23 protein-coding genes are annotated in these 26,385 nt (G+C 63.2%); 3 read left to right on the top strand and 20 right to left on the bottom strand.

The window, feature by feature from the left end:
• Positions 1–22: 22 nt before the first annotated feature.
• From GSQ73_RS02915 to GSQ73_RS02905, 3 genes are all read right to left on the bottom strand, one after another.
• The gene (locus GSQ73_RS02915) at positions 23–2,374 is read right to left on the bottom strand and encodes a TonB-dependent receptor (RefSeq protein WP_158881687.1); all 2,352 of its coding nucleotides are present in this window, start codon (positions 2,372–2,374) and stop codon (positions 23–25) included.
• Positions 2,375–2,612: 238 nt separating this feature from the next.
• The gene (locus GSQ73_RS02910; protein ID WP_158880820.1) at positions 2,613–4,061 is read right to left on the bottom strand and encodes a histidine kinase dimerization/phospho-acceptor domain-containing protein; all 1,449 of its coding nucleotides are present in this window, start codon (positions 4,059–4,061) and stop codon (positions 2,613–2,615) included.
• Between the two features lie 8 nt (positions 4,062–4,069).
• Positions 4,070–4,825, bottom strand: a complete 756-nt coding sequence (locus tag GSQ73_RS02905; RefSeq protein WP_254063244.1) for a response regulator transcription factor — start codon at positions 4,823–4,825, stop codon at positions 4,070–4,072.
• A 302-nt stretch (positions 4,826–5,127) separates the two neighbouring features.
• Here GSQ73_RS02905 and GSQ73_RS02900 point away from each other — a divergent pair, with 302 nt between their 5' ends.
• Positions 5,128–6,216, top strand: a complete 1,089-nt coding sequence (locus GSQ73_RS02900) for a glycosyltransferase family 9 protein (RefSeq protein WP_158880816.1) — start codon at positions 5,128–5,130, stop codon at positions 6,214–6,216.
• 64 nt (positions 6,217–6,280) lie between these two features.
• Here the strand turns inward: GSQ73_RS02900 and GSQ73_RS02895 are convergent, their stop codons facing one another.
• The 6 genes from GSQ73_RS02895 to bioB all read right to left on the bottom strand — a co-directional run bounded on the left by GSQ73_RS02895 (position 6,281) and on the right by bioB (position 11,703).
• Positions 6,281–6,868: a phosphatase PAP2 family protein gene (locus GSQ73_RS02895; protein ID WP_254063243.1), complete on the bottom strand. Its 588-nt coding sequence runs from the start codon at positions 6,866–6,868 to the stop codon at positions 6,281–6,283.
• A gap of 170 nt (positions 6,869–7,038) precedes the next feature.
• A complete protein-coding gene (gene bioC, locus GSQ73_RS02890) occupies positions 7,039–7,920 on the bottom strand; it encodes a malonyl-ACP O-methyltransferase BioC (RefSeq protein ID WP_158880814.1) in 882 nt (293 codons plus the stop codon).
• Positions 7,917–8,702 (bottom strand): pimeloyl-ACP methyl ester esterase BioH, encoded by a 786-nt coding sequence (bioH, locus tag GSQ73_RS02885; protein ID WP_158880812.1) that lies wholly within the window; start codon positions 8,700–8,702, stop codon positions 7,917–7,919. Before bioH ends, bioC begins: the two co-directional genes overlap by 4 nt.
• Positions 8,699–9,448: a sulfurtransferase gene (locus GSQ73_RS02880; protein WP_158880810.1), complete on the bottom strand. Its 750-nt coding sequence runs from the start codon at positions 9,446–9,448 to the stop codon at positions 8,699–8,701. The genes bioH and GSQ73_RS02880 overlap by 4 nt, the downstream gene beginning before the upstream one ends.
• A 28-nt stretch (positions 9,449–9,476) precedes the next feature.
• The gene (bioF, locus tag GSQ73_RS02875) at positions 9,477–10,727 is read right to left on the bottom strand and encodes an 8-amino-7-oxononanoate synthase (RefSeq protein ID WP_158880808.1); all 1,251 of its coding nucleotides are present in this window, start codon (positions 10,725–10,727) and stop codon (positions 9,477–9,479) included.
• Complete coding sequence (bioB, locus tag GSQ73_RS02870; RefSeq protein WP_158880806.1) at positions 10,669–11,703, bottom strand: biotin synthase BioB; 1,035 nt, start codon at positions 11,701–11,703, stop codon at positions 10,669–10,671. The genes bioF and bioB overlap by 59 nt, the downstream gene beginning before the upstream one ends.
• Positions 11,704–11,842: 139 nt before the next feature.
• Between bioB and GSQ73_RS02865 the strand changes: the two genes are divergently transcribed.
• Positions 11,843–11,977 (top strand): hypothetical protein, encoded by a 135-nt coding sequence (locus GSQ73_RS02865; RefSeq protein ID WP_343160817.1) that lies wholly within the window; start codon positions 11,843–11,845, stop codon positions 11,975–11,977.
• An 82-nt stretch (positions 11,978–12,059) separates the two neighbouring features.
• Complete coding sequence (locus GSQ73_RS02860; protein ID WP_158880804.1) at positions 12,060–12,773, top strand: ComF family protein; 714 nt, start codon at positions 12,060–12,062, stop codon at positions 12,771–12,773.
• A gap of 2 nt (positions 12,774–12,775) precedes the next feature.
• Here the strand turns inward: GSQ73_RS02860 and ubiA are convergent, their stop codons facing one another.
• The 11 genes from ubiA to GSQ73_RS02805 form a co-directional block, all read right to left on the bottom strand.
• Positions 12,776–13,804 carry a 4-hydroxybenzoate octaprenyltransferase gene (gene ubiA, locus GSQ73_RS02855; protein WP_158880802.1) on the bottom strand — a complete coding sequence of 343 codons (1,029 nt, stop codon included), beginning with the start codon at positions 13,802–13,804 and terminating at the stop codon, positions 12,776–12,778.
• Positions 13,805–13,888: 84 nt separating this feature from the next.
• Positions 13,889–15,457: a threonine ammonia-lyase, biosynthetic gene (ilvA, locus tag GSQ73_RS02850; protein ID WP_254063242.1), complete on the bottom strand. Its 1,569-nt coding sequence runs from the start codon at positions 15,455–15,457 to the stop codon at positions 13,889–13,891.
• A gap of 20 nt (positions 15,458–15,477) precedes the next feature.
• Entirely contained in the window at positions 15,478–15,732 is a 255-nt protein-coding gene (ilvN, locus tag GSQ73_RS02845) for an acetolactate synthase small subunit (RefSeq protein WP_158880800.1), read from the bottom strand.
• Between the two features lie 23 nt (positions 15,733–15,755).
• Entirely contained in the window at positions 15,756–17,639 is a 1,884-nt protein-coding gene (gene ilvB / locus GSQ73_RS02840; RefSeq protein ID WP_158881681.1) for a biosynthetic-type acetolactate synthase large subunit, read from the bottom strand.
• A 55-nt stretch (positions 17,640–17,694) separates the two neighbouring features.
• A complete protein-coding gene (ilvC, locus tag GSQ73_RS02835; protein WP_158880798.1) occupies positions 17,695–18,720 on the bottom strand; it encodes a ketol-acid reductoisomerase in 1,026 nt (341 codons plus the stop codon).
• Complete coding sequence (ilvD, locus tag GSQ73_RS02830) at positions 18,717–20,435, bottom strand: dihydroxy-acid dehydratase (protein WP_158880796.1); 1,719 nt, start codon at positions 20,433–20,435, stop codon at positions 18,717–18,719. Before ilvD ends, ilvC begins: the two co-directional genes overlap by 4 nt.
• Before the next feature lie 93 nt (positions 20,436–20,528).
• Positions 20,529–21,626 (bottom strand): 3-isopropylmalate dehydrogenase, encoded by a 1,098-nt coding sequence (gene leuB / locus GSQ73_RS02825; RefSeq protein WP_158880794.1) that lies wholly within the window; start codon positions 21,624–21,626, stop codon positions 20,529–20,531.
• Positions 21,623–22,207, bottom strand: a complete 585-nt coding sequence (leuD, locus tag GSQ73_RS02820; RefSeq protein WP_158880792.1) for a 3-isopropylmalate dehydratase small subunit — start codon at positions 22,205–22,207, stop codon at positions 21,623–21,625. Before leuD ends, leuB begins: the two co-directional genes overlap by 4 nt.
• Positions 22,204–23,619 carry a 3-isopropylmalate dehydratase large subunit gene (leuC, locus tag GSQ73_RS02815; protein ID WP_158880790.1) on the bottom strand — a complete coding sequence of 472 codons (1,416 nt, stop codon included), beginning with the start codon at positions 23,617–23,619 and terminating at the stop codon, positions 22,204–22,206. The genes leuD and leuC overlap by 4 nt, the downstream gene beginning before the upstream one ends.
• The gene (locus GSQ73_RS02810) at positions 23,616–24,611 is read right to left on the bottom strand and encodes a branched-chain amino acid transaminase (protein WP_158880788.1); all 996 of its coding nucleotides are present in this window, start codon (positions 24,609–24,611) and stop codon (positions 23,616–23,618) included. The genes leuC and GSQ73_RS02810 overlap by 4 nt, the downstream gene beginning before the upstream one ends.
• Positions 24,608–26,200, bottom strand: coding sequence for a 2-isopropylmalate synthase (locus GSQ73_RS02805; RefSeq protein WP_158880786.1), 1,593 nt, complete (start codon positions 26,198–26,200; stop codon positions 24,608–24,610). Before GSQ73_RS02805 ends, GSQ73_RS02810 begins: the two co-directional genes overlap by 4 nt.
• Positions 26,201–26,385 lie beyond the last annotated feature (185 nt).

The following is a 26,385-nucleotide window of genomic DNA, read 5'->3' as shown; positions in this document are numbered from 1 at the left end:
GCGCGAATGGCGCGAGGTTTCATCAGATGCGGATGTCGAGCGTGCCGAACATCTGTCGCGGCGCCGAGGCATGGAACACATAGATCGCGCCGGTCGGGTCAGTCGGTGCGAATACGCTGTTGTCGAAATTCGCTGCGTAGCGTTTATCGGTCAGGTTGGTGACGTTGAACGAGAGGCGCACATCCTTGGCAAACGAGACACGACCGAAGTCGTAGCCGGCGCCCGCATCGAACACGGTGAACCCGCCAAAGCCCTGGTCGTTGGTGTACGTGTAATAGCGCTTGCCTGTGTACTTGCCCTGCAGCGACGCGAACCATGGGCCCTCGTTGAAGCTGAGCACGCTGGAGAAAAGCTTGGTCGGCGTATCCACCTGGATTTTGCCCGCGGTGGGTTCGAGCACGCCCGCCTGCACGTAGTCGCTGTTGTAGGTGGAGCGGTTGTACGAGGCCGAGTTGTACCAGCTGAAGAATTCCACCGGCGTCCACAGGAACGTGAGTTCCACGCCATGGCTGTCGACGCCGCCCACGTTGTAGAAACGGTTGCCGCAAGTCGGCCCGACCGGCTGGCGAGAGTCGCACGGGTTGTATTGCAGCAGGCGATTGTCGAACGCCACCTTGTACAGCGCGGCCGAAGCCTGGAAGGTGTCCTGCACCACGCGATAACCCGCTTCAAGCGAACGCGATTCCTGCGGTACCAGCGGCGTGGTCTGCGCGTTCCACGTGGCCTGGCTCACCGCTTGCGGACCGAGCTTGAAACCACCCTGGAACATGGCAATGTTTTTCGCATAACTGCCAAAGATTTCCTGGCCATCGCCGAGCTGGTAATGCACGCCGGCCTCCGGCAGAAACGCCTTGCTCGCGCGCAAGCTGCCGGTGGCGAACTGGCCGCTGGAACTGGGCGAGATCGGCGTCTTCGCAATGCCGGGCAACGCCTGCGCATCGGAAGTGACGTGCGGGCTTTTGACGCCGGCGTCGATCGACAGTTTGTCGTCGAGCAGCTTGATGGTGTCCTGCAAATACGCCTGCTTGGTTTCCCACACGGTGCGCTGATCGAACGTGCCGGTATCGGGCTGGCCACTCAGGAAACCGCTGAGGCTGCGTGGTCCGGTCACGTCGGTGAAGCTGTAGCGCGACGCGCTGCTCACGTTGTGCTCGTACCAGAGGCCACCCTCGATGTGGTTGACGCCGATATCCCAGTTGGCCGATAGGATCGCGCCGGTGCGGTTGATGGTGTAGAGCGTCTCGCGAATGATCACCGGCAGTTGTTCGGGCGTGCCCTTGTTGGAGAATGTGCCGCTGTTCCAGTTGTTGCCGGTGCCGGCGTCCTCGTGGTGATACACCTGCGCGTGCACGGTGAGGTCGTCGGTGGGGAAGAAATCGCCGGCGATGTAATACAGGTCGTCGTTGCGCATGATCTGGCCACCGGTGAACGCGCCATCGGCATCCTGATCGGGTCCACTGCTGTCGCATCTGGAGGCGACGAAACTGCCGGTGTTGCAATAGGCGCGGCTCAGCGCCTTGCTCCAGTCCGGCGCGTAACCGCCCCAGTTGTAGCCGAGGCCGCGGGAGAGTTCGTTCTTCGACAGATAGAAATCATCCGCCTGCGAGGTGCGCGAGGTATCGGCGAACGCCGTGATGTGGCCGCCGTCGAAATCGTAGACGGCCTTGCCGTTGAACTGCTTCTCGCTGGAATTGTTGTACGCGCTCTGGTCGTTCCACAGATCCTGCGAAGTGCGTGCGCCCGACAGGTACATCGAGAAGCCGTGATAGTCGCCGGTATCGAAACGCGCGTAGGTGCGATGGGTCATGTCGCTGCCCATGGTCTGGGTGATGCGCGCACCCATGGTCTTGTCCGGGTTGCTCGAGGTATACGCCACGGTGCCGCCGAGATCGCTGGTCGATGGCGTGCCCAGGTTGCCGATGCCTTCGGCGAGTTCCGCGCCACCGAAATTCTCCGGGATCAACGCGCGGCTGATCGACAGGCCGTTGTAGTTGTTGTACGAGCTGTCGCCGAGCGGCATGCCGTCCAGCGTGTAGCCGAGCTGGGTGGAACTGAAGCCGCGCAGGCTCATTGTCATCGACTGCTCGTTGAGCCCCATCGCATCGACTGATTGTGCATTCACGCCGGGCAGGTAATTGAGCACCTTCTGCAAGCTCGTGCCGGGCGGCAATACCGCGAGGCTCTTGGGCGTGACGCGCTGTACCTGGCGCGATTCACCACTACCCACCACCGACACCGCCGCCAGATCCTTGGCATCTTTCGATGTGGAGCTGGCGTCGCCGGCGCTTGTAGTCGCCGGCGTCGTCGTATCGGTGGCATGCAACACCGACGACAGCGCCAGGCACACGGCAAGAGCGAGAACAGACTTGTTCAACACGGGCATCTCCTCGAGGAATGTCGGCGCGCGAGATTGCGAAACCTGTTCGCAGCGCGCCGGTGGTCAAGCGACCCGGGGATGCTTTCATGCGGAGATGAAACATTTATGACGTGTGCGCGTCACGAGTCAAAACGATGACATCGCGCGATCTTGCGCAGGAATTTGCGTGCAAACGGAATATACATATGGACGTCCAGACGTCTATCACAGAGAAGATGCTGCAAGTACACAAAGATCAGCGACTCAAGCACTCGGAGGCGAGTGCTCGCGGCGAAGACGCTCCTGTGCCGGAACTGCTGTCGGTGACAGATAGTGAAGCGGGTCGATCAGTGCGCACTACGGCATGCAGTTGGCCACTCATCAACTTCAAGCTGAGGTGCATGGACTGAATGCCTGCCGCCGCAGTGGCCAGCGCAACGCCCAGCCCCGTATGTACGCCAGCATCCTGGCCCTTGCGCCAGAATCGTCGATGCATCAGCAGCACATCGTCCTCATCGAGGCCTGGCGCATCGTTTTGCAGCGTCCAGCTATTCGACTGGTAGCTCACCCGGAGGCGACTGCCGACAGGTGCATAGGCCACGGCATTGCCCAGCAGGTTGCCCAGGACGACTTCCAGCAGGGTCGGGTCCGCTTGCCAGATCAGTGCTTGCCGAGTGCCAAGGGTCACGTCGAGATGCCGCCGATGGATGTCCTCACCAAGACGTTCCAGCAATTTTCGCGTCAAGGCTCCGATGTCGATGGATTGATATTGCACACGCTCGATGCCCGCCTCGATACGCGTCAAAAGCAGCAACGCAGTGACGAGGCGTTCCATCTCCATGCCGATGTTGCCGATAACGGCCAGAAACGCGCGCAGATCAGCGTGACTTGGATACCGCAGCTCCACCTCGATCATCGTGTGCATCTCGGCGAGCGGTGTACGCAGCTCGTGCGCAACCCCACTCGCGAACTGGCGTTCGCGCATCAGGCCCTCTTCCATGCGTGAAAGCACCTCGTTGAAGCGCATGATCAGCGGCTTGAGCTCCGAGGAACTGTCGGTATCCAGTCGTCGTTCGGGTGACTCGGGTCCGATCAGCTGCACGGCTTCAGCGAGCCGGGTCAGTGGCTTCAAACCACGCCGAATCAGTAACGGGGCAAGCAGCGCGACGATAAGCACGGCGATCAGAACACAGCCGTATTCGATGCGGTCCATCGAGGTCTGAAAACTTCTCACTTCCTTGAGATCGACGGCCAGCCCAAGATGGCAGCTGGACGCGGATGACGTGCCCTTGCCGCTTCCGGTGAGCGACGAGGGCGGAAAACTGAGGCTCACTCCCCGCAATTCGCTGCCTTTGGCATCCGACATGTCGGCGAACACAGGCTTGCCCGCTGACATGGTCGGCCAATGCAAGTCCGCGGCCGCAGGCGATGACAACACGTGTTCGTCGCCGCACCGGATGTTGAAATAGACGATGCCATCATCTGCGAGGAACTGCGGCATGCGGCCCGTGCCGAGAGCAGACTGCGTCGCGATGGGTCCCATGCGAAAGATGTCGGACAGCGCCTGGGCACGTTCGAGAAGGTTGGTATCCGCCTGCGCGGCCACTTCATTGTCGATATGCGCATCGAGCAGCCAGGTCGCGCTGCCCAGTGTGAGCACGATGGCGCCCACCAGGAACAGCGTGATGCGCAGCCTGATCGACATCGGGCTGATCATTTGATCAGGTAGCCGGAGCTGCGGCGTGTTTCGATGACGTCGATGAGACCTGCCTCGGCGAGCTTGCGGCGCAACCCGAAGACAACAACTTCGATGCTCTTGTCGGACGCATCCGACTGCGTGCCCGACAGACGATCCAGTATTTCGGCTCGCGTAAAAACACGACCGCGATGGCGCAGCAACAATTCGAGCAGCGAATATTGCCTGGGCGTCAGCATCAGCGGGACACCGGCAACATCGACCATCCGCGCCCGGGGATTGAGGTTCAGCATTCCGACCGACAACGAAAGCAGCTTGGCTTCCTGCGGACGTCGGGCCAGCGCATGCAATCGCGCCACCAGCTCGTCGAACGCGAACGGCTTGACCAGATAGTCGTCGGCGCCCTTGTTCAGCGCGCCGATCTTGTCGGATACCTGATCGCGCGCCGAGAGAACCAGCACGCGCGGGCGGTCGCTGCGATGACGAAGGTGATGCAGCACGGCCAGGCCATCTTTGCGCGGCATGCCCAGATCCAGCACCACCTGTTCGTAGCCGAAGCTGTCCAGGTGATGGCAGGCCGCTACGCCGTCGGCGGCCTGGTCAACCGTGAAGCCGGCGGCCGTGAGCCCGCGAGCCAGCGAGTCACGAAGACGCATCGAGTCTTCAACAATGAGTACGTTCACGCTCGGTACTCCGGGCAGGCTGAGGGCGCTTGGCGCATCGTCGAAAAACATCCTGACCCCGGCCCGCAGAGATCCGGTCGCTGCGGCCATCGTTCCGTGCGGTCGAACCGCGCGGCGATACAGACCATGACATTTATATGCATTCAACGTCGCTGCCAGCACTGTGAAAACAATTTGTCATAAATGTTCCGCATTCCTAAAAAATATTTAATCGAGTCGGTAAACCATTCCTGTCTGCGTTTATATGTGTCGAGTGATAAGTGCCATGCCGTCGAACGGATAAATAACAACGGCTAACCGGCAACAAAGATTCTGGCGACACACTTGCGTTCTAAAGCCGCATTACCGGCTCCGTTACGTTGCGCTGGTGCAACGGCGGCATGGAGGTATCCGTGAAACCCTCATTTGTCCACACGCGAGTCGATGCCATACCAGCCAACGAGATTTATCGCATCCTCGTGTGCCGGCCGAATCATCGTCTCGGCAACATGGTTTTGATGACGCCCCTGATTGCCGAGCTCGAACGGCTATACAAGGGTGCGGAAATCGACATCGTTGCGGAAGGTTATGCGGCCAATGACATCTTTCAAACCTTCTTGAATGTCAGGCATATTCATTGCCTTCCGCCCAGAGGTTTCAAACATCCTTTCGTTTTCCTTTCAAAAATACTGAAAATACGAAAAACGCGTTATGACCTGATAATTGATCCGTGCCTCGGTTCGGGCTTCAGCCGTCTGCTGACGCGATTATTCAACGGGCGACGCAAACTTGGCTTCGACGATTCAGGCCGACGTCGCGGCATGACTCATCTGGTACCGAGTTCCATGGCGCCGCTTCACATGGCGAAGCGTGCGGTCATGCTCGTACGCTGGTATTCCGCGCCTGTGGGCAACCGAGTTGAGAATTTTCCCGTGCTGGATATCCGTCTGACCGGGTTGGAACGAAGACAGGGCGAACACCAGATACGCGACATCGTGGTCGCGTCGGCTCAATCCAGTACCGGCGGCGTGATCGGACTGTTCGCGGAGGCCACGGGAAGAAAGCGCTACGACCAGGACTGGTGGAATGCCTTTGTCTCTGCCGTGCAATCGGCAAGCCCGGATTGCAGTCTGGTGGAAATCATTCCGGTGCACGGTCGTTCGATGCTGGATTCGAAATGGCCCGGCTATTATTCCACCAGCATTCGCCGCATGGCATCGGCCATGGCGGGTGTCGACATGATGATCAGTGCGGATTGCGGCGCGATGCATCTGGCTGCCGCTTCGGGAGTTCCGACCATCGGCATGTTCTCTGTCACCGATGCGCGCGTCTATGGACCCTACGGATCACACAATGCCTATCTGGTGACCGAAGGCATGACCCCGCAACAAGCCGCAAGAAGAGCGGTCGAACTCTACCGTGAATCGTTCTCGATCCGTCGTGCGGCCGATCTTGTCGAGAATCCTGTCTTCGCCGCGATTCAGATGCTCAGCGTGATCTGACGAGCACGCCCTGACTGCACGTGTCGGAAAGACGCCGGCGTCAGCACCAACGGGCCTGGGTTTCTCAAGGATTGAAATGATGAATATACCCAACGCTCAAGCCGCCAGGCAGCCAGCCGACGGTCAGCGACGACTTCCGCCGCGCAGCCCACACGCCGATTCCTGTACCAACAGCCGCGGCGACAATCACGTCACTCTGCCAATGGCCGCGTGTCTTGAGTCGCGCGATAGCGTCATAAGCGGGGAGCAGGGCAAGCGCGTAGATGGCAGGGTGATCTTCGCCGTAGTTGACGATGAAAGGAGTGACGGCTGCGGAGATGGTCGAGACTTCGCCGCTGGGGAAACTGCTGTCGTGGCTGCTTTTGAAGAAGCGGTTGGGATCGTCGGTTTGTGATGGGCGCTCACGTCGAAAAACATGCTTGGCAGCCGTCACGGCCACGGTGTTGACAACCACCGCGTCGACCGAGCGCCAGAACGTGTCGCCCAGCTTGTCGTCATCGCCGAAGGCAAACGCCCCTGCGCCAATGGTAAAGAGGGTGCCGTAGACCAACGCTTTCTGATTGCTTCGCTTCCAGATGCCGCGGTTGTCATAGGCGAGTCGGTGATCGATGCCGAATGGACCGTCACCGGCTCGCACGGTGGACGACCACATGGTCGTCGCAAGAAGCGGGCTCAGCCACAACGAAATCAAACATAGCCGTTTCATCGAAAGACCCCAGAGTGGCCGCACAACACGCGCGTTCGGATGGTGCTACCGAATTCTTGTGATTTGCTTACGATCGGTTTCAATGATGCCGATCAAGCATCGCCTGTTGATCCTGATCAACTGCGACGCGAGCCGCGCAGGCGTTCGATCGGGAAGCTCGCGATGTCGCCACCGTCGGCGTCGCGTCGCGACTGTCCTTCGGGCGGGCCCCATGCGTGCGCGCTGACGACTTCCCAAGTGGCGGGTATGCGGCCATCCACGCGCATCGTTTCGTAGGCTTCAAGCATCCGTCGATAACGATGCTTGCCGGTGAGCCCGCGTACGCGCGCCTGGTCGGCGTTGGTCGCGCCGAGGCCTTGCAGCTCTTCCAGCAACTTGCGTGGTGCGCTGTAAGTGAGCGTGTAGCGATGCACATCGAGCACCGGATCGCGCAGGCCCGCCGCGAGCATGGCGTCGCCGACATCGTGCATATCGAGGAAACGACTCACGTGAGGCTGCTGGTCGGCTTCGGCCCAAGCGGCGCGAAGTTCCTTCAGCGTGTCCGGCCCGAAACTGGAAAACAGCAACAATCCGCCGGGACGCAGCACGCGCGCGCATTCGCCGAACAGGGCGGGCAAGTCGTCGATCCACTGGAAACACAAATTGGAATGCAGCACGTCGACACTGCGGTCGGCGAAAGGCAGCGTGGTGGCTTCGGCGCAGACGCGGATGAAGGGCTTCAACCAGCTGCTGTGCTTTTTCGCCGCGCGCAGCATCGGCAAGGCCAGATCGACCGCGATTACTTCGGCCTTCGGGTATTGTTGCTTCAGTAACGCGGTGCCGCGACCGGTGCCGGCACCGACGTCGACCACCTGCTGCGGTATCTGCGTGTAGAAAGCCAGGCGTTCGAGCAGGGCCTGCTGCACTTCACGCTGCAAGACATCGTGGTTTTCGTAGGTCGTGGCGGCGCGACCGAAGTGCCGGCGCACCTGCGCGCGATCGAGTTCGAAATCGCTCATGGCGTCACCTTGGCGTGTGTGGATGCCAGCCATGGCTGCAGTGCCTGCGCCACCGCATCGGCGTATCCGAAAAAGGGCGCGTGGCCCGCATGCGCAATTTCATCGAAACTGCCGCCGGATTGTTCGGCCGACCACTGCATCGCCTGCGGCTTGACCAGACGATCGCGCCGACCGGCAATCCATGCGCTGGGCATCGTGAGGTTTGTGAGCGCTTCGCGCTGGTCGCTGGTTTCCAGCAGACGGATACCTTCCTGCAGCACGCGCAGATCCGGTTCGCCACGCGCGAACGCGAGCGTGCGCAGATGACGCAATTCTGCGCGCGGGTCGGCGCTACCCATGGCTTCGAGTGCGAGAAAACGTTCCAGCGTGGCGTGATAGTCGGTTTCGAGATCCAGCGCGAGCTGGTGCACCAACGCATCGTCGGCACCCCAAGGCCAGTTTTCATCGCGGACGAATTTCGGCGTCGCGCACACCATCGCCAGCGCATGCACCTGCTGCGGCATGTCGAGCGCCGCAGTGAGCGCGATGATGCCGCCCATCGACCAGCCCAGCCAGATCGCCGGCGGCGTGATCGCCGCAATGGCTGCGACGCAGGCACGCGGCTCCAGCGGAATGTCGCTGTCGCGCGAATAACCGTGGCCGGGCAGATCGACCACGTGCATCGTGCAATGTTCGCGCAGAGCCTCGACCAACGGCGCAAGCACGCCGCCATGCATCGCCCAGCCGTGCAGCATCACCATCGGCACCGGCCCGTGACCGTGTGTCTCCATGTGCAAACTCATGGTGTTTTTGCTGCAGGCGATGCGGGTGCAAGTTGCGTGTCGACCGCCACGCGCTCATCGAACACGAAGCAGGCGCCACGCCAGTGCGCGCCATCTGTCTGTTCCAGATATTTCAGGATGCCGCCATCGAGCTGGTAGACATGCGGCATGCCGAGGTACTGCATGTGCAGCACGGCCTTCTCGCAGCGAATGCCGCCGGTACAGTACGAGACCACCGTGCGACCTTCGTAGCGTTCGCGATCAGCGGCGATCGCTGCAGGAAAACCGGTGAAGCTCGCCAGCCGATAATCGATCGCGTCATTGAACTTGCCGACCGCGACTTCGTAATCATTGCGCGTATCCAGCATCACCACCTCGCGACCTTCATCGTCGTGGCCCTGCGCAAGCCAGCGCTGCAATGTCTCCGCATCGACCGCCGGCGCGCGCCCGCCTTCAGGGCGAATGGTCGGCAAGCGCATCGTGATGATTTCCTTCTTCAGCCGTACGCGCATGCGTCCGAACGGCGGCGCGTCCGAGATCGACTCCTTCGGCGCGATATCCACAAAGCGCTGATCGTCGTGCAGCCACGCCATGAAACCATCTATTGCATCGCGCGTGCCGGCAAGGAAAAGGTTGATGCCTTCGGGCGCAAGCAGGATCGTGCCTTTCAGCGCCAGCTTCGTGCAGCGTTCGAGCACGCGCTCGCGCAGCGCCGGCAGCTCGTCCAGGCTGATGAATTTATAGGCGGAGATATTGACGGTCGACATGCGGGAACATCGGCGGAGCAGGCCGCGATTATACGGGAGCGCCGCTGATCGCTTGCGCTGCGGCAGGCAGGCGCAAGGTTTCCAATGCGCCCAGCAGTTGATCGACATGCGATTCGTCGTGCGCCGCCGATAGCGTGATGCGCAGACGTGCGCTGCCGGAAGGAACCGTCGGCGGGCGAATGGCTGTTGCCAGCAAGCCGTGTTTTTCGAGATGACTCGCAGCATCCAGCGCAGCCTGTGCGTCGCCAAAAGCCAGCGGCTGAATCGCGCCGACGCTCGGCATCAATGCAAAGCCGAGCTGGTTGGCGCCGCTGCGAAAACGCTCGATCAGCGCGACAAGTTTTTCTCGCCGCCAAGACTCTGTCTGCGCAAGGTTCACCGCAACGAGCGCGGCGGACGCCACAGCTGGCGGCATGGCGGTGGTGTAGATGTACGGCCGCGCGAACTGGATCAGTCCTTCGATCAGTTCGTTGGAGCCGGCGACGAAGGCGCCGAAACATCCGAGGGCCTTGCCCAGCGTGGCCATCAAAACCGGCACGTCGCTCTGGCCCAGATTTGCCGCGTGCACGCTGCCGGCGCCGCGCTCGCCAAGCACACCGAGTCCGTGCGCATCGTCGACCATCAGCGTGGCATCTTCACGCTTGCACAGTGCAGCCAGTTCGCGCAGCGGCGCGATATCGCCATCCATGCTGAAAACGCCATCGGTGGCGAGCAATGCTGCTGCGTCGCGGCGTGCACTTAACTGGCGCGCAGCGCCCTCGATGTCGGCATGTGGATAGCGTTTCAATTCCGCGCCGGACCATTGCGCGCCATCGAGCAGACAGGCGTGATTGAGCTTGTCCTGCACGCATACATCACCGCGCGCGAGCAGTGATTGCAACACGCCAAGGTTCGCCATGTAGCCGGCGGAAAACAGCAGCGCGCGTTCGCGTCCCGTCCAGTCGGCGAGCGCCTCTTCGAGCGCGGCATGCTCGGCGCGGTGGCCGCAGATCAGGTGCGCCGATGTGCTCCCAACACCTTCGTCGTCGGCCACGCGCTTGAATGCGGCAATCAGTTGCGGATGCTGTGCCAGCCCGAGGTAATCGTTGCTGCAGAACGACAGCAGGCGTCGCCCGTCGATTTCCAGCCACGGGCCCTGCGCGTGATCGATTGTGCGCAACTTACGCAGCAGTCGCGCGCCTTCGCGTTCGGCCGTCCGGACGGCCAATCGATCAAGCAGATCAGGCCGCGATGGTGCGATCACGACGTTCGTCTGCACCTGTTTCGAGGATGTCCGCATGCACCGTGGTGCTTTCCTCGACGACCTCCATCGGATGCAGGTCGAGACGGCGGAACAGCGCGCGATCCTGCGCCACGTCCGGGTTGCCGGTGGTCAGCAGTTTCTCGCCGTAGAAAATCGAGTTGGCTCCGGCGAAAAAGCACAACGCCTGCACCGCATCGTCCATCTGCTGACGACCGGCAGAGAGCCGCACCATCGATGCGGGCATCAGTAACCGCGCCACGGCGATCGTGCGCACGAACTCGAACGGATCGAGCGCGGCGATGCCATTCAACGGCGTACCTTCCACCTGCACCAATTGATTGATCGGCACCGACTGCGGATGCTCGGGGAGATTGGCCAGCGTCTGCAGCAAACCGGCGCGCTGGTCGCGCGACTCGCCCATGCCGACAATGCCGCCACAGCAGGTTTTCATGCCGGCGTCGCGCACATGCTCCAGCGTGTCGAGGCGATCCTGGTACTGGCGCGTATGGATCACCTCGCCGTAGAACTCCGGCGCGGTGTCGAGGTTATGGTTGTAGTAATCGAGCCCGGCGGATTTCAGCGACTCCGCCTGCGGGCCGCTGAGCATGCCGAGCGTGGCACAGGTTTCCAGGCCGAGACTTTTTACTGCGCGCACAATTTCGGCGACTTTCACCACGTCGCGATCCTTCGGGCTGCGCCATGCCGCGCCCATGCAGAAACGACTGGCGCCGGCATCCTTCGCCGCCTGCGCGCGTTCGAGCACGGCTTCGACGCTCATCAGTTTCTGTGCCTGCACGCCGGTGTCGTAGCGCGCGGCCTGCGGACAGTACGCACAATCTTCCGGACAACCGCCGGTCTTGATCGACAACAGCGTGGAGACCTGTACGGCGTTCGGGTCGTGGTTCTCACGATGCACCGAGTGCGCGCGATGCAGCAGCTCGTTGAACGGCAGTGCGAACAGCGCCGCCACTTCGGCGCGCGTCCAGTCGTGACGGATGGCGGTATCGGCCATGGAACGGCAACTCCGGTGCGTGAAGCGAAAGAGTGTGGAAGTCGCTCCGGAGCGTGTCAACCAAACCTGACAACACTCTGGTTGACGACGCCAATCCCGTTACCATCAGCGCATCGAAATCAGCGCGGGATGAATCGACATGAGTGAAGGACAGGGAAGCTCGGGCAATGTGCTCGCGGCGATATGCAGCTTCTTCATCCCGGGCTTGGGCCAACTGGTGCAGGGACGATTACTGATCGCGATCGTGATGTTCGTGCTGGCCGGCCTGCTGTGATCCTCTGGCTCGGCTGGTTGATCCACCTCTGGTCGATCCTCGACGCCGCGCTGTTCAAGCCGGCGCGTTGACCACATTGCGCATGGAAGCGCTAGAAAAATCATGGCGGCGACTGACGCGTTTCGTGTTGCCGCCACGCTGCCTGCTCTGCGGCGCGGCGGGCTCCGAGGGTATCGACCTGTGTGGCGAATGTGCGTTAGAGCTGCCACGTAATCGCAGTTGCTGCGCGCGCTGCGCACTTCCACTGGCGGTGTCCGCGCCGATGTGCGGCCAATGCCTGCGACGCACGCCATCGTGGCATGCGGCCTGGGCGCCATTTCGATACGGCTGGCCATTGGACCGACTGGAATCTCGCTACAAGTTCGGCGCCGATCTTGCCGCCGGACGCGTGTTGTCGACGCTGTGGCAACGCGAGCCTTGTCCCGTGCAGCTGCCGCAACTCTTGCTGGTCGTGCCGCTGCATCAAAAGCGATTGCGCCAGCGCGGTTACAACCAGGCGCTGGAATTGGCGCGACCGCTCGCGCGCGCGCTGGATGTGCCACTGCGTCACGACATTCTGCAACGCTTCCGCGCTACCGATGCGCAAACCGAACTCGACGCGCTCAGCCGCCGCCGCAATGTTCGCGGTGCGTTCGTCTTGCGCGAAGGCGTCGCGTTGCCTGCGCACGTGGCGATTCTCGATGACGTGATGACCACGGGCGCCACGCTCGCCGAATGCGCGCGCGTGCTCAGGCGTAATGGTGTGCAACGCGTCGACGTCTGGGCGCTGGCGCGCGCACCGTCGCCGCGGGGTTGAACTCAGCGCACCGCCAGCGCGAGCACAATGCCGATCCACACGACCAGACCGAGCCAGTTGTTGTGGCGGAATGCACGGAGGCAGGTGTCGCGTGCGCGGCCGCGAATCATCCACAGCTGATAGCCGAACAGGGCGGCGGCGATCAGCAGGCCCGACCAGTACGGCCAGCCCAGCGCGGCACGTTGTCCGACGAACAACATGGTCAGCAGAAACGTGCCCATCAACACGCCGAGTATCGGCAGGTCGGCGTCGCCGAACAGGATCGCGGTGGATTTCGCGCCGGCCTTGATGTCGTCGTCGCGATCGACCATCGCGTATTCGGTGTCGTACACCACCGACCAGATGATGTTGCCGATGAACAATAGCCAGCCTACTGGCGGCACGTGATGGGTGACAGCCGCAAAGGCCATCGGTATCGACCAGCCGAACGCTGCGCCGAGCACCACTTGCGGCATCGACGTGTAGCGTTTGGTAAACGGGTACAGCGCCGCCAGCGCCGCGCCGACGAACGACAATTCGATCGTGAAGCGATTGGTGAAGAGCACCAGCACAAAGGCGAATACCAGCAACACGGCGAACACCACCAGCGCTTCGCGCGGCGTCACGCGACCGCTGGCGATCGGCCGGCCGGCCGTGCGCGCCACCTGCGGATCGAGCTTGCGATCGGCGTAGTCGTTGATCGCACAGCCGGCCGCCCGCATCGCGAACACGCCCAGCGTGAAAATGATCAGCGGTTTCCACGGCGGAAAATCGCCGGCGGCCAGCCACAGCGCCCACCATGTCGGCCACAGCAGCAGCAGCGCGCCGATCGGGCGATCCATGCGCGTGAGCACCAGATAATCCAGCGCCTTGTCGCGGTACCGCGTCGGCAGTTTTCGCAGCAGCCAGTTCAGTACGCGTGTGGCGCGCGTCGAACTGTCAGCGGGAACCGGTGCCTTGCGCGCGACCGCTCGCGGCGCACCCGGTCGCGGACGCGTCGCAGGCGACGGATTCGGCTTGCGTGGCTGGCGCTTGCGGGGGGTGGGTGACATCGCATCAGTCTAACGTGACCGATTGCGGGAAACGCGGTCGCCAGTCGCAGCTCGCGTTGTGTCCTTAAAAAAAAGCCGGCGCAGTTACTTGCGCAGCAGCAGCCGATACGCCGGATGATCGCTTTCATCCACGCAGGGATAGCCGAGCGTGTCGAGGAAGCGCTGGAACAATGCCTGCTCGTCGTCGGGCACCTGGATGCCGACGAGGATGCGGCCATAGTCGGCACCGTGGTTGCGGTAGTGAAACAGGCTCACGTTCCAGTCCGGATGCAAGTGGCGCAGGAAACGGATCAACGCGCCGGGCCGCTCCGGAAATTCGAAACGGTAGAGACGTTCGTTGTGCGCGAGTGCGGAGTGGCCACCGATCATGTGTCGCAAGTGCAGCTTGGCCAGCTCGTCATCGGTGAGGTCGAGCACGCCGAAATTCTGCGCATGGAAAGCGGCGATCAGCGCCTCGCGTTCGCTGCGATGCGATGTCTGCACGCCGACAAACAGATGCGCCTGGGCGGCATCGCCGATGCGGTAGTTGAACTCGGTGATGCTGTGCTGACCGAGCGCGGCGCAGAAGCGGCGGAAGCTGCCGCGCTGTTCGGGGATCGTCACCGCAAACACCGCTTCGCGCTGCTCGCCGACTTCGGCGCGCTCGGCGACAAAGCGCAGCCGATCAAAATTCATGTTGGCGCCCGAGACGATAGCGACCAGCGCACCATCGCATGCGCCGTGGGTGGCGACATATTGCTTCAGGCCGGCGAGTGCCAGGGCGCCGGCTGGCTCCGGCACGCTGCGGGTTTCCTGGTAGATGTCGCGGATCGATGCGCAGATCGCGTCGGTGTCGACGGTGAGCATGTCGTCGACATATTGCCGGCACAACGCGAAGGTGAGCTCGCCGACCTGCTTCACCGCCGTGCCATCGGCGAACAGGCCGACGTCGGTCAACGCGATGCGTTTTCCAGCGGCGAGCGATTGCGTCATCGCATTCGAATCCGTTGCCTGCACGCCGATCACTTTCACTTCGGGTCGCAGCAACTTGATGCAGCTCGCGATCCCGGCGAGCAGGCCACCACCGCCGACCGGCACGAACACGGCGTGCAACGGACCCGGATGCTGTTTCAGGATTTCCAGCGCGACGGTGGCCTGGCCGGCGATCACGTCGGCGTCGTCGAACGGATGCACGAACGTCTGCAGCCCGACGGATTGCAAACGTGCCGCTTCCAACTGCGCATCGCTGTATGAGTCGCCGGCAAGCACGATGTTTACCGCGTCGCCACCGAGGCGGCGAACGGCATCGATCTTCACTTGCGGCGCGGTTACCGGCATCACGATGGTGGCGCGGATGCCGAGTTTCGCTGCGGCCAGTGCCACACCTTGCGCGTGGTTGCCGGCGGAGGCGGCGATCACGCCGCGCGCGCGTTGCGACGCGTCGAGTTGCACCATGCGGTTGTACGCGCCGCGCAGCTTGAACGAAAACACCGGCTGCTGATCCTCGCGTTTCAGCAGCACGTTGCAGGCCAGCCGAGCAGACATCAGCGGTGCGGATTCGAGCGCGGTTTCGCGCGCCACGTCGTAGACCTGTGCCGTCGATGCGCGACGCAAAAGCTCGCGGCCGGAAATCATTGGGTGCGTCGGCGGCCGCGCTTCCACATGCGCGTTCATGGGCGATGTTCCGTCATCGGTCAGGCGACCGTGTCGCCGACCAGCGACAGCGTGATCACGTCGAGTACGTCGATCAGCTTGCGTGTCTGCCGCAAGATCTGTTCCAGCGTGTCTTCGTCGCCGTGAACCACCAGCGTGAGTTGGGAAATCGCCGGATCATTGGTCGCAGCAACGGTGAGTGAGTCGATGTTGTGGCTGCGCGCGGCAAACAGGCCGGCCACGCGGACCAGCGCGCCGGCCTCGTTCTGCAACAGGATGGAAAGTGTGTGGCGCATGGCGTGGTTCGTCGTCATCCTGATCAGAACATGTCGTCGCGCGCAGCTTCGCTTTCGGCGACCTGCTGGCGCGAGGCGATGCAGTCGCCGGTGATCATCTGTGCGTAACTCGCGCCGGGTCCGACCATCGGATACACCCCGGCATCCGGATCGATCATCACTTCGAGAAATGCCGGGCCGTCGAAGGCGAGGAAGTCAATGATGGTTTTCGACAGTTCGTCCTTGTTCTCCAGCCGCTTCGCCCATTCGAAACCGTCGGCCTGTGCGGCCTTGATGAAGTCCTTGCGATGCAGGCTTTTGTCGGAGCTGGCGAAGCGGCCCTTGAAGAACAGTTTTTGCCACTGCCGCACCATGCCGTCGCCGACGTTGTTGAGTACCACCACTTTCACTGGCAGACCATAGGTCGTGACGGTTTCGAGCTCGCCGATGTTCATGCGAATGCTGGAGTCGCCATCGATGTCGATCACCACGGCATCCGGCCGCGCGAACTGCGCGCCGATGGCCGCTGGCAGGCCGAAACCCATCGTGCCCATCGAGCCGGAACTGAGCCAATGCCGCGGTTCTCGGAAATCGAAATATTGCGCCGCCCACATCTGGTGCTGGCCCACGCCGGTGCTGATCACCGCGCGACCCTGCGTGATGCGATTGATCGCCTCGATCACCGCATACGGCTGGATCATCGCGCTGTCGCGGTCGTAGTTCATCGCGTGGGCGCGCTTGAGTTCGGCAATCTGTGCGTGCCACGTTGCATAGCGACCGTCCTGACGCGGACGAAAGCCGTGGCGCGTGCCGTACTGGCGCAACCGATCCAGCGTCAGGCGCAGATCACCGTTGTGATGCCAATGCACCGGCTTGACCTTGCCGATCTCGGCCGGATCGATATCGATCTGCGCGATGAACTTCGCCGTCGGCGCGAATTTGTCCGGTACGCCGGCCACGCGATCGTCGAAGCGCGCGCCCAGTGTCAGCATGAAGTCGCAATCGTCCACGGCGTAGTTCGCGTATGCGGTGCCGTGCATGCCAAGCATGTGCAACGCGAGCGAATCGGTGGTGTCGAACGCGCCCAGACCCATCAGCGTGGTGGTGACCGGCAGACCGAAGTCATCGACGAACGCGCGCAGTGCCGCGGATGCGCCGGAGGCGATCAGGCCACCACCTGCATAAATCAGCGGGCGTTTCGATTGCTCCAGCGCCGCGAAGAACGTTGCACATTCGGCATCACTTACATGCGCCGACTGCACCGTTTGCAGGCGCGCGCGATAACCCGGAATCGGCAGGCGACCTTCGCCGCGAAAGTTCAGCGCGGCGTTCTGCACATCCTTCGGCACGTCGATCACCACCGGGCCAGGCCGACCGCTGCGTGCGATCTCGAACGCGGTGCGCAGGGTCACTTCGAGTCGTCCCGGATCGGTAACCAGAAACACGTGCTTCGCGCACGCGCCCATGATGTTGCTGATCGGCGCTTCCTGAAATGCATCACTGCCGATCGAGGCCCGGGCGACCTGGCCGCAGATCACCACCAGTGGCACGGAGTCGGCCATCGAGTCGCGCACTGGCGTCACCATGTTGGTGGCGCCCGGGCCGGACGTGACCACCGCCACGCCGACCTTGCCCGACGCGCGCGCATAGCCGGCCGCCATGAAACCCGCGCCTTGTTCGTTGGCCGGCACGATCAGCGGCATCGGCTCGACGCCGCCTTCGCCGGGATGCTCGGCGTTGTAGCGAAACAGCGCGTCATACACCGGCAGAATCGCGCCGCCGGAATAGCCGAACATCACACTCACGCCTTCGTCGGCGAGCACTTGCACGATCACCTCGGCACCAGTCATCGGTTGACCGGCCAGTGGATGATGATCCGCGGCGATCTCGGCTTTCAGTGGTTGCGCGTTCACATCGGGGTCCTTCATTCGTGCGTAAAAAAGTTCACTTCCCGCCACGCGGAAGGAAGTGAGTTGAAGCAAGTCAGCCAACTTTTTTCAGCGGCGTTGCAGCAGCGGGTTTGTCGTTCGACGTCTGCAGCCACGGCATGCGCGCGCGAAGCTTCGCGCCGACTTTCTCGATCGGATGATCGAGATCGGCCTGCTTGAACTTCTTGTAGTTCGGCAGGCCCGCCTTGTATTCAGCCGTCCAGTTCCTGGCGAACGTGCCGTCCTGGATATCGGTCAGCACGGCCTTCATGCGCGCCTTGGTGTCGGCGTCGACGATGCGCGGACCACTCACGTAATCGCCGTACTGCGCGGTTTCGGAGATGAACTCCAGCATGCGGGTGATGCCGCCTTCGTAGAACAGGTCGACGATCAGCTTCAGTTCGTGCATCACTTCGTAATACGCGATCTCCGGCTGGTAACCGGCTTCCACGAGGGTCTCGAAACCCTTGATCACCAACTCGCTGGCACCGCCGCACAACACGGCCTGTTCGCCGAACAAATCCGTTTCGGTCTCTTCCTTGAAGTCGGTCTTGATCAGCATGGCGCGTCCACCACCGATGCCGTCGGCGTAGGCCTTGGTCTTTGCTTCAGCTTCGCCACTCACGTCTTGATGCACGGCCCAGATGGAAGGCACGCCACGACCGCGCTCGTACTCGGTGCGTACGAGTGCGCCCGGTCCCTTCGGTGCCACCAGGATCACGTCGATGTCTTCTCGCGGCTTGATCTGACCGAAGTGGATGTTGAAACCGTGCGCGAACAACAACGCGGCGCCGGGTTTGATGTTCGGTTCGATGGCGTCCTTGTAGAGCGCGGGCTGCACCATGTCCGGCGTCAGCACGGCGACGAGGTCGGCGCCTTTGACGGCGTGCGCCGGTTCGACCACGGCGAAGCCGTCGGCCTCGGCTTTTTTCCAGGTCGGGCCGCCAGGCCGCAGGCCGACCACCACGTCGAGGCCGGAGTCGCGCAGGTTCAGCGCGTGCGCGCGACCCTGGCTGCCATAACCGAGTACGGCGATGCGGCCGGCGTAAGGCTGGGTGTCGGAGGAAGGTGTGCTGCTCATGCGGAGACTCCTGCGTTTTTCTGGTTGGGATGTTTGGACGTCGAGACGGCTGAACGTACCGGCGACGATGAGGGATGGGTGCTGGCGCCGTCCGAGGCGGAGCCGACGAGCAAGGCGTACTTGGCCAGTGCGCCGTGACTCACTTTCGGTTGCGGCGGATGCCAGTGGGTGCGGCGCTCGGTGAGATCGGCGTCGGTGGAAATCTCGCGGCTGGCGGCGTCGATCACGATGCGGTCGCCATCTTTCAGCAAACCGATCGGGCCGCCGCGTGCTGCTTCGGGTGCGATGTGGCCGACCATGAATCCATGCGTGGCGCCACTGAAACGGCCGTCGGTGATCAGCGCCACGTCGTCGCCCAGGCCACGGCCGATCAGCGCGGCGGTGACACCGAGCATCTCGCGCATGCCGGGTCCGCCGGCCGGGCCTTCGTTGCGGATCACGACGACGTCGCCCTTGACCAGGGTGCCGCCCTGCACGGCGGCAAACGCGTGCTCCTCGCTTTCGAACACGCGCGCAACGCCTTCGAAATGCGTCGTGCCCTTGCCGGCCAGTTTGAGGATGCAGCCTTCCGGTGCGAGGTTGCCGTAGAGAATCGAATAACCGCCGCGCGGTTTCAGCGGCGCGCTGACCGGAAGCACGACATGTTGATTGTCGGTGCGCGGCGCGGCGGCCGCTTCTTCGAACAGACTGCGGCCGGTGACGGTGGGCGTGTCTTCCAGCATGCCGGCGCTGATCAGTTCCTGCGCCACGCGCGCACTGCCACCCGCGCCGAACATTTCCACCGCGGTGTAGCGACCGCCGGGCAACAGATCGGCGATCACCGGCGTGTCGGCCGATGCAGGTTCGAAATCTTCCAGCGTCCACTCGACGCCGGCTTCGCGCGCGATCGCCAGCAGATGCAGCACGGCATTGGTGGAACCCGCCGTCGCGGCGACCATGCGCGCGGCGTTGCGCAGCGAGGTGCGCGTCAGCAATTCGCGTGGCGTGCGCTGGGCGGCGAAGCATTCCATCACCAGTTCGCCGCAACGCTTCGCTGCCGCGGACTTGGCGGGGTGCGTGGCCGGAATGTCGTTGAAACCCATCGGCGACAAGCCCAGCGTGGACAGCACCATCGCCATCGTATTGGCAGTGAACTGCCCGCCGCATGCACCGGCACCGGGGCAGGCATCACGTTCGACCGAGGTGAGTTCGGCGTCGCTGATCTTGCCCGCGCCGTGCGCACCGACCGCTTCGAACACCTGCTGGATGGTGATCGGATGCTGGTCGTGCGTGCCGTGCGCGATGGTGCCGCCGTAGAGTGCGACCGATGGAATATTCAATCGCGCCATCGCCATCGCGGCGGCGGGAATCGTCTTGTCGCAGCCGCAAAGCACCACCATTGCGTCGAGCGAATGGCCGTCCACTGCCAGCTCGATCGAATCGGCGATCACCTCGCGACTGACCAGCGACGCGCGCATGCCCGGCGTGCCCATCGCGATGCCGTCGGTGACGGCAATCGTGTTGAACTCGACCGGCGTACCGCCGGCGGCGCGCACGCCTTCGATCGCGGCCTGTGCCAGTTCGCGCAGGTTGAGGTTGCACGGACTCACGTTGGACCAGGTATGCACGACCGCAACCAGCGGCTTGGCGATGTCTGCGTCGTCCAGTCCGGTGGCGCGAAGCATCGCGCGCGCTGGCGCACGATCGGGCCCGGTTTTCATCACATCACTGCGCATGCTAGTTCCGTGTCGTCGTGGAAAAAGAAGTCATTCCGTGGCGGAAAAAGAATGGACACCTCCGTGTGTCCAACCATGGGGAAGCGTGTGCCGTCATCCGCATGCGCGGGCTCCGGCGAAAAAGGAATCGGCGGCATCGGCGTGTTCTTCCACCGCGGCAAGCACGGCGTCGCGCACCGTGTCGGTGCCGGCGTCGCCACCGATGTCACGCGTGTGCGGTCCGTTGCGCAGCACCTGGTCGACGGCGGCTTCGATCGCGACTGCTTCGGCTTCGAGTTGCAGCGAATGGCGCAGCAACATCGCCGCGGAAAGAATCGCGCCGATCGGATTGGCGACGCCCTGGCCGGCGATGTCCGGCGCGGAGCCATGGATCGGTTCGTACAAGCCGGCCGAACCATCGCCCAGCGATGCGGATGGCAGCAAGCCGAGCGAGCCGGCGAGCGCGGCGGCTTCATCGGTGAGGATGTCGCCGAACAGGTTTTCCGTGACCACCACGTCGTAGCGCGACGGCTGCGTCAGCAGCAGCATCGCCATCGAATCGACCAGCTGGTGCTCGACCGTGACATCCGGATAGTCGGCGGCGATGCGCTGCACCGTGCTGCGCCACAGCCGCGAGGTTTCCAGCACGTTGGCCTTGTCGACCGAGGTGACATGACGACGGCGTCCGCGCGCCAGGTCGAACGCACGACGCACCACGCGCTCGATTTCCATGACGGTGTACTTGCATTCGTCGGTCGCGGTATCGGCGGTGCGTGTCTTCGCGCCGAAGTACGCGCCGCCGGTGAGTTCGCGCACGAACAACACGTCGACGTTCTTCAGCTTTTCGTTTTTCAGCGGCGACAACGCAGCGAGCGATGGATGCACCGTCAGAGGGCGCAGGTTGGCATAGACGCCGAGTGCGGCGCGCAACGCGAGCAAGCCCTGCTCCGGGCGAACCTTGGCATTCGGATCGGACCACTTCGGGCCGCCGACGGCACCGAGCAATACGGCGTCGGCGGCCTTGCATGCGGCAAGGGATGCGGTAGGCAGTGGTTCGCCGGTGGCGTCGATCGCGGCCCCGCCGATCAGCTGTTCGTCGAAGCTGAATTCGTGCCCGTAGCGCGCGGCCACGGCATGCAATACGGCCACGGCGGCGGCGGTGACTTCCGGACCGACGCCATCGCCGGGCAGGGTGACGACATGCGCTTTCATGCGGCTTTCTCCAGAGATTTTTCGTAAGTGGTGATGGCGTCGGCGTGCTGCAGCAGATAGCCGAGCTGGTCGACGCCGTTGAGCAGGCAATGCCGCGCGAACGGCTCGAGCTGGAAAGCGATGCGTCCGCCATCGGGCAGCGCGATGTATTCGTCGCGCACGTCGATGGAGAGTTCGATGCCGGGATGCTCGAGCAGCCAGCGATGCTCGGCCTCGCTCACCATGATCGCCAGCAGGCCGTTCTTCAGCGCGTTGTTGCGGAAGATGTCCGCGATCTCGCTGCACAGCACGGCGTGGATGCCGTAGTCGAGCAGTGCCCACGGCGCGTGTTCGCGCGACGAACCACAACCGAAGTTGCGCCCCGCGACGAGGATCGCGCAACCGCGCGCCTGCGGCTGGTTGAGCGGAAACGCCGGGTTGTCGCTGCCGTCCGGCTGGTAACGCCAGTCGTGGAAACACAACTTGCCAAGACCGTTGCGCTCGGTGGTGGTGAGGAAACGCGCGGGAATGATGCGGTCGGTGTCGATGTTTTCGTCGACCAGCACGGCGGTGCGCGAGTGGAGGCGGATGACCGGCTTCATGCGGCTTGCTCCTGCGTCAGATATTCGCGCGGATCGGCGATACGTCCTGCGATCGCGGATGCCGCAGCGGTCGCCGGGCTCGCCAGCACGGTGCGTGCGCCCTTGCCTTGGCGACCTTCGAAATTCCGATTGGAGGTGGAGACCACGAGTTGGCCCGGTTGCGCGAGATCGCCATTCATCGCGATGCACATCGAGCAACCCGGCACGCGCCACTCGGCGCCGGCGTTGGTGAACACGTGATGCAGGCCTTCGCGCTCGGCGTCGCGACGCACGGCTTCGGAACCGGGCACGACCAGCATGCGCACGCCGCTGGCAACGTGCCGGCCGTTCAACACGCTCGCCGCTTCGCGCAGATCCGAGAGTCGCGAATTGGTGCAACTGCCAACGAACACCACATCGACCGGCGTGCCCTGCATCGGCTTGCCGGCCTCGCTGCGCATGTAGTCGAGCGCACGGCGTTCCTGCACATTGCGCGCAGCGGGCACCGGCGCATCCATCGCGATCGCCATGCCCGGATGCGTGCCGTAGGTAACAGTCGGTTTGACCTCCGCGGCGTTGATGCGCACTTCGCGATCGAAGCCCGCGCCATCATCGGTGCGCAGTGCGCGCCAGTGCATCACTGCCTCGTCCCATGCGGCACCTGATGGTGCGTGCGGACGACCTTTCAACCAGTCGAACGTGACATCGTCCGGTGCGATCAGTCCGGCGCGCGCGCCGGCTTCGATCGACATGTTGCAGACGGTCATGCGTTCGTCCATCGACAACGCCTCGATCGCTGCGCCGCGATATTCGATGACGTGGCCGGTGCCGCCGTCCACGCCGATGCTGCCGATGATGTGCAGGATCAGGTCCTTCGCGCCGACGCCGTCGGGCAGCTTGCCGTCGACATGGATCGCGAGTGTTTTTGCCTTTCTCTGCAGCAGGCACTGTGTCGCCATCACGTGGCCGACTTCGGTGGTGCCGATGCCGAACGCGAGTGCGCCGAATGCGCCGTGCGTGGAGGTATGGCTGTCGCCGCAGACGATGGTCATGCCCGGCTGCGTTGCGCCGAGTTCCGGCCCGATCACGTGCACGATGCCGCGGTCCGCGCTGTCCCATCCATGCAGTTCGATGCCGAATTCGCGACAGTTGGTTTCCAGCTGCGCAACCTGTGCCTTCGCCTCGTCGTTGGCGTACGGACGTTCGCCGTTCGCCGCCGCGGGAAGTGTCGGCGTGGAGTGATCCAGCGTCGCCAGCATGCGATCGGGGCGCCGCAGTTTCAGTCCGCGCTCGCGCAATTCACTGAACGCCTGTGGCGAAGTGACTTCATGCACCAGATGCAAATCCACATAGAGGATCGCTGGCGTCGCCTCGGTTTCGGCGGCGACGACATGCGTCTCCCAGATTTTTTCGAACAGGGTCTTGGCGGTCACGCCGGGATCTCCAGTGGTTGGTGCACTCGTTCATGAGCGCGGGTATGAGCCAGCGACGACGCGCCGTTGGCGGCGGACGCATCAACAAAATTCAGCCAGTTCCAGCGGTCCTCGATTCGGCCATCGAACAAACCGAAGAAAGCCTGTCGAAGCGCGCAAGTGATTGGCCCGGGCACGCCGGCGCCCACGTTCTTGCGATCGACCGAACGCACCGGCGTGATCTCCGCGGCGGTGCCGGTCATGAACACTTCGTCGGCGGTGTACAGCGATTCGCGCGGCAGGTCGCGCTCCTCGACCGCGATGCCCATGTCCGCAGCGAGCGTGATCACCGCGTCGCGTGTGATGCCGGCCAGGATGCCGGCGCTCGACGGCGGCGTGAGCAGCTTGCCGCGCTTGACCAGGAACAGATTCTCGCCGGCGCCTTCGCTCAGCAAGCCGTTGTGACCGAGCGCGATGCCTTCGTCGTAGCCGCCGCGTCGCGCCTCCATGCCGATCAACTGGCTCGACAGATAATTGCCGCCGGCCTTGGCCCAACTCGGGATGGTGTTCGGCGCCGGCCTCTGCCATGACGACACGCAGACATCCGCGCCGCGCTCGGCTGCTTCGCCCAGATACGCGCCCCAGTTGAGCGCCATGATCGCCACTTCCACCGGCGCGCCTTTGCTCGGCAGCACGCCAAGTCCGCCCGCTCCGCGAAACACGATCGGTCGCACATAAGCGGACGACATGTCGTTCACACGAATCAGTTCGAGGCAGGCGGCATTGATCTCATCTTCGCTGTAACCGATCTCGATTTCGTAGATGCGCGCCGACTCGAACAACCTCTGCGTGTGTTCGGCAAGACGGAAGTACGCGGGCCCTTTGGGTGTTGCGTATACGCGCTCGCCTTCGAACACCGACGAGCCGTAATGCAGCGCGTGCGTGCTGACGTGGACGTTGGCCTCGGCCCACGGTTTGATCCGGCCGTTGTGCCAGAGAAAAGCTGCGTTCATGCGGTCACTCCCTGTGGGTGCTTGATGGCGACCGGCGTCTGCCGTTCGATCCGGTTGACGATGGAAAGCGCGGCCAGCGCGGTGGCTTCGACGATGTCGGTGCTGACGCCGTCACCGCGCCACTCGCGCGACGCATGGCGTGCTCGCAGTTGCGCGTGGCCGTGTGCATCGCCGCCTTCGCTCATCGCGTCGACCTGGAATCGCGTGAGTTCGAGCGCGGTGCCGGTGGCGCGTTCAATGGCGCGCAGCACCGCATCGACCGGGCCGTCGCCGATCGCCGCTTCGCTGACTTCGTGGCCGTGCTCGTGCGCGAGTTTCACCGATGCCGACGCGCTGCCCAGATGCGAGCTGCTGTGCAGTTGCACGATGCGCCACGGACCGGTGGCATCGGGATCCTCGCCTCGCGCCAGCGCGTGCAGATCTTCGTCATGCAGCTCGCGCCCGCGATCGGCGAGCACCTTGAAGCGCGCGAAAATTTCATCCAGCGCTGCATCCGCCGGTGTGTGGCCGAGCGTCTGCAGGCGCTGGCGCAGCGCGGCACGGCCGGAATGCTTGCCCAGAACCAGCGTCGTCTCGGCGATGCCGACGTCCTGCGGCCGCATGATTTCGTAGGTGCCGCGATGCTTCAGCATGCCGTGCTGATGGATACCGGATTCGTGCGCGAATGCGTTGGCGCCGACAATTGCCTTGTTGCGCTGCACCGGTTGGCCGGTCAGTTCGGTCAACAGCTTCGATGTGCCGTACAGGCGGCGCGTGTCGATGCGCGTGTCGATGCCGAAGTAGGGCGCGCGCACTTTCAGCGCCATCACGATTTCTTCCAGCGACGCGTTGCCAGCGCGCTCGCCGATACCGTTGATCGTGCATTCCACCTGGCGCACGCCGGCGCTGATTGACGCGAGCGTGTTGGCGACGGCCATGCCGAGATCGTCGTGACAGTGGCTGGAAAAAATCACTTTGTCCGCGCCTTGCACATGACGGCGCAGGTAGGCGAAAAAATCCGCCATCTCGCCCGGTGTGTTGTAGCCGACCGTGTCCGGCGCGTTGAGCGTGGTGGCGCCAGCGGCCACCGCGGCGCTGAAAATCTCGGCGAGAAATTCCGGCTCGGTACGGGTGGCGTCTTCAGCGGAGAATTCGACTTCGTCGCACAAGTGGCGCGCTCGCTCGATGGATGCGATGGCCGCATCGAATACCTGCGCCTTGCTCATCCCGAGCTTGTGTTCGCGATGCAGCGGGCTGGTCGAAATGAACAGGTGGATGCGTGAGTGACGAGCGGCCTCGAGCGCGCGTGCCGCGCTGTCGATGTCGCCGTTCTGACAGCGCGCAAGACCACAGACCGTGGTGTGCCTGAGCGCCTTGGCGATTTCCGCGACCGCACCGAAATCATCCGGCGACGCCTGCGGGAAACCGGCTTCGAGCACGTCCACACCCAGCGCTTCGAGCGCGAGCGCCATGCGCAGTTTGGCCCGCCGATCCATCGAGAATCCCGGCGCCTGTTCTCCATCGCGCAAGGTGGTGTCGAAGATCCGCACGCGATCGGCCGCTACATCGGCTTCGCTGGTCGGGGCTTGCTGCTGGTCGATGCTTTTCATGTTGGCTCCGCTGTGTGTGCGTCGCCGAAGGCATAAAAAAACCCCGCATCCGTTTTCGGTGCGGGGTTCTTTGGGAATCTTCAGGTTTGTTTCTGGTTACCTGGATTACGCCCTCAGCCCGCACCTCCGTTGGTAATAAGGAGTACGAGTACAAGGGTAAGAAGAAGCGTGCCGCGAAGCTGCAG

It is taken from the genome of Rhodanobacter sp. L36 (assembly GCF_009765755.1).
Lineage (GTDB): Bacteria > Pseudomonadota > Gammaproteobacteria > Xanthomonadales > Rhodanobacteraceae > Rhodanobacter.
This window is presented reverse-complemented; position numbering and strand designations above follow the sequence as displayed.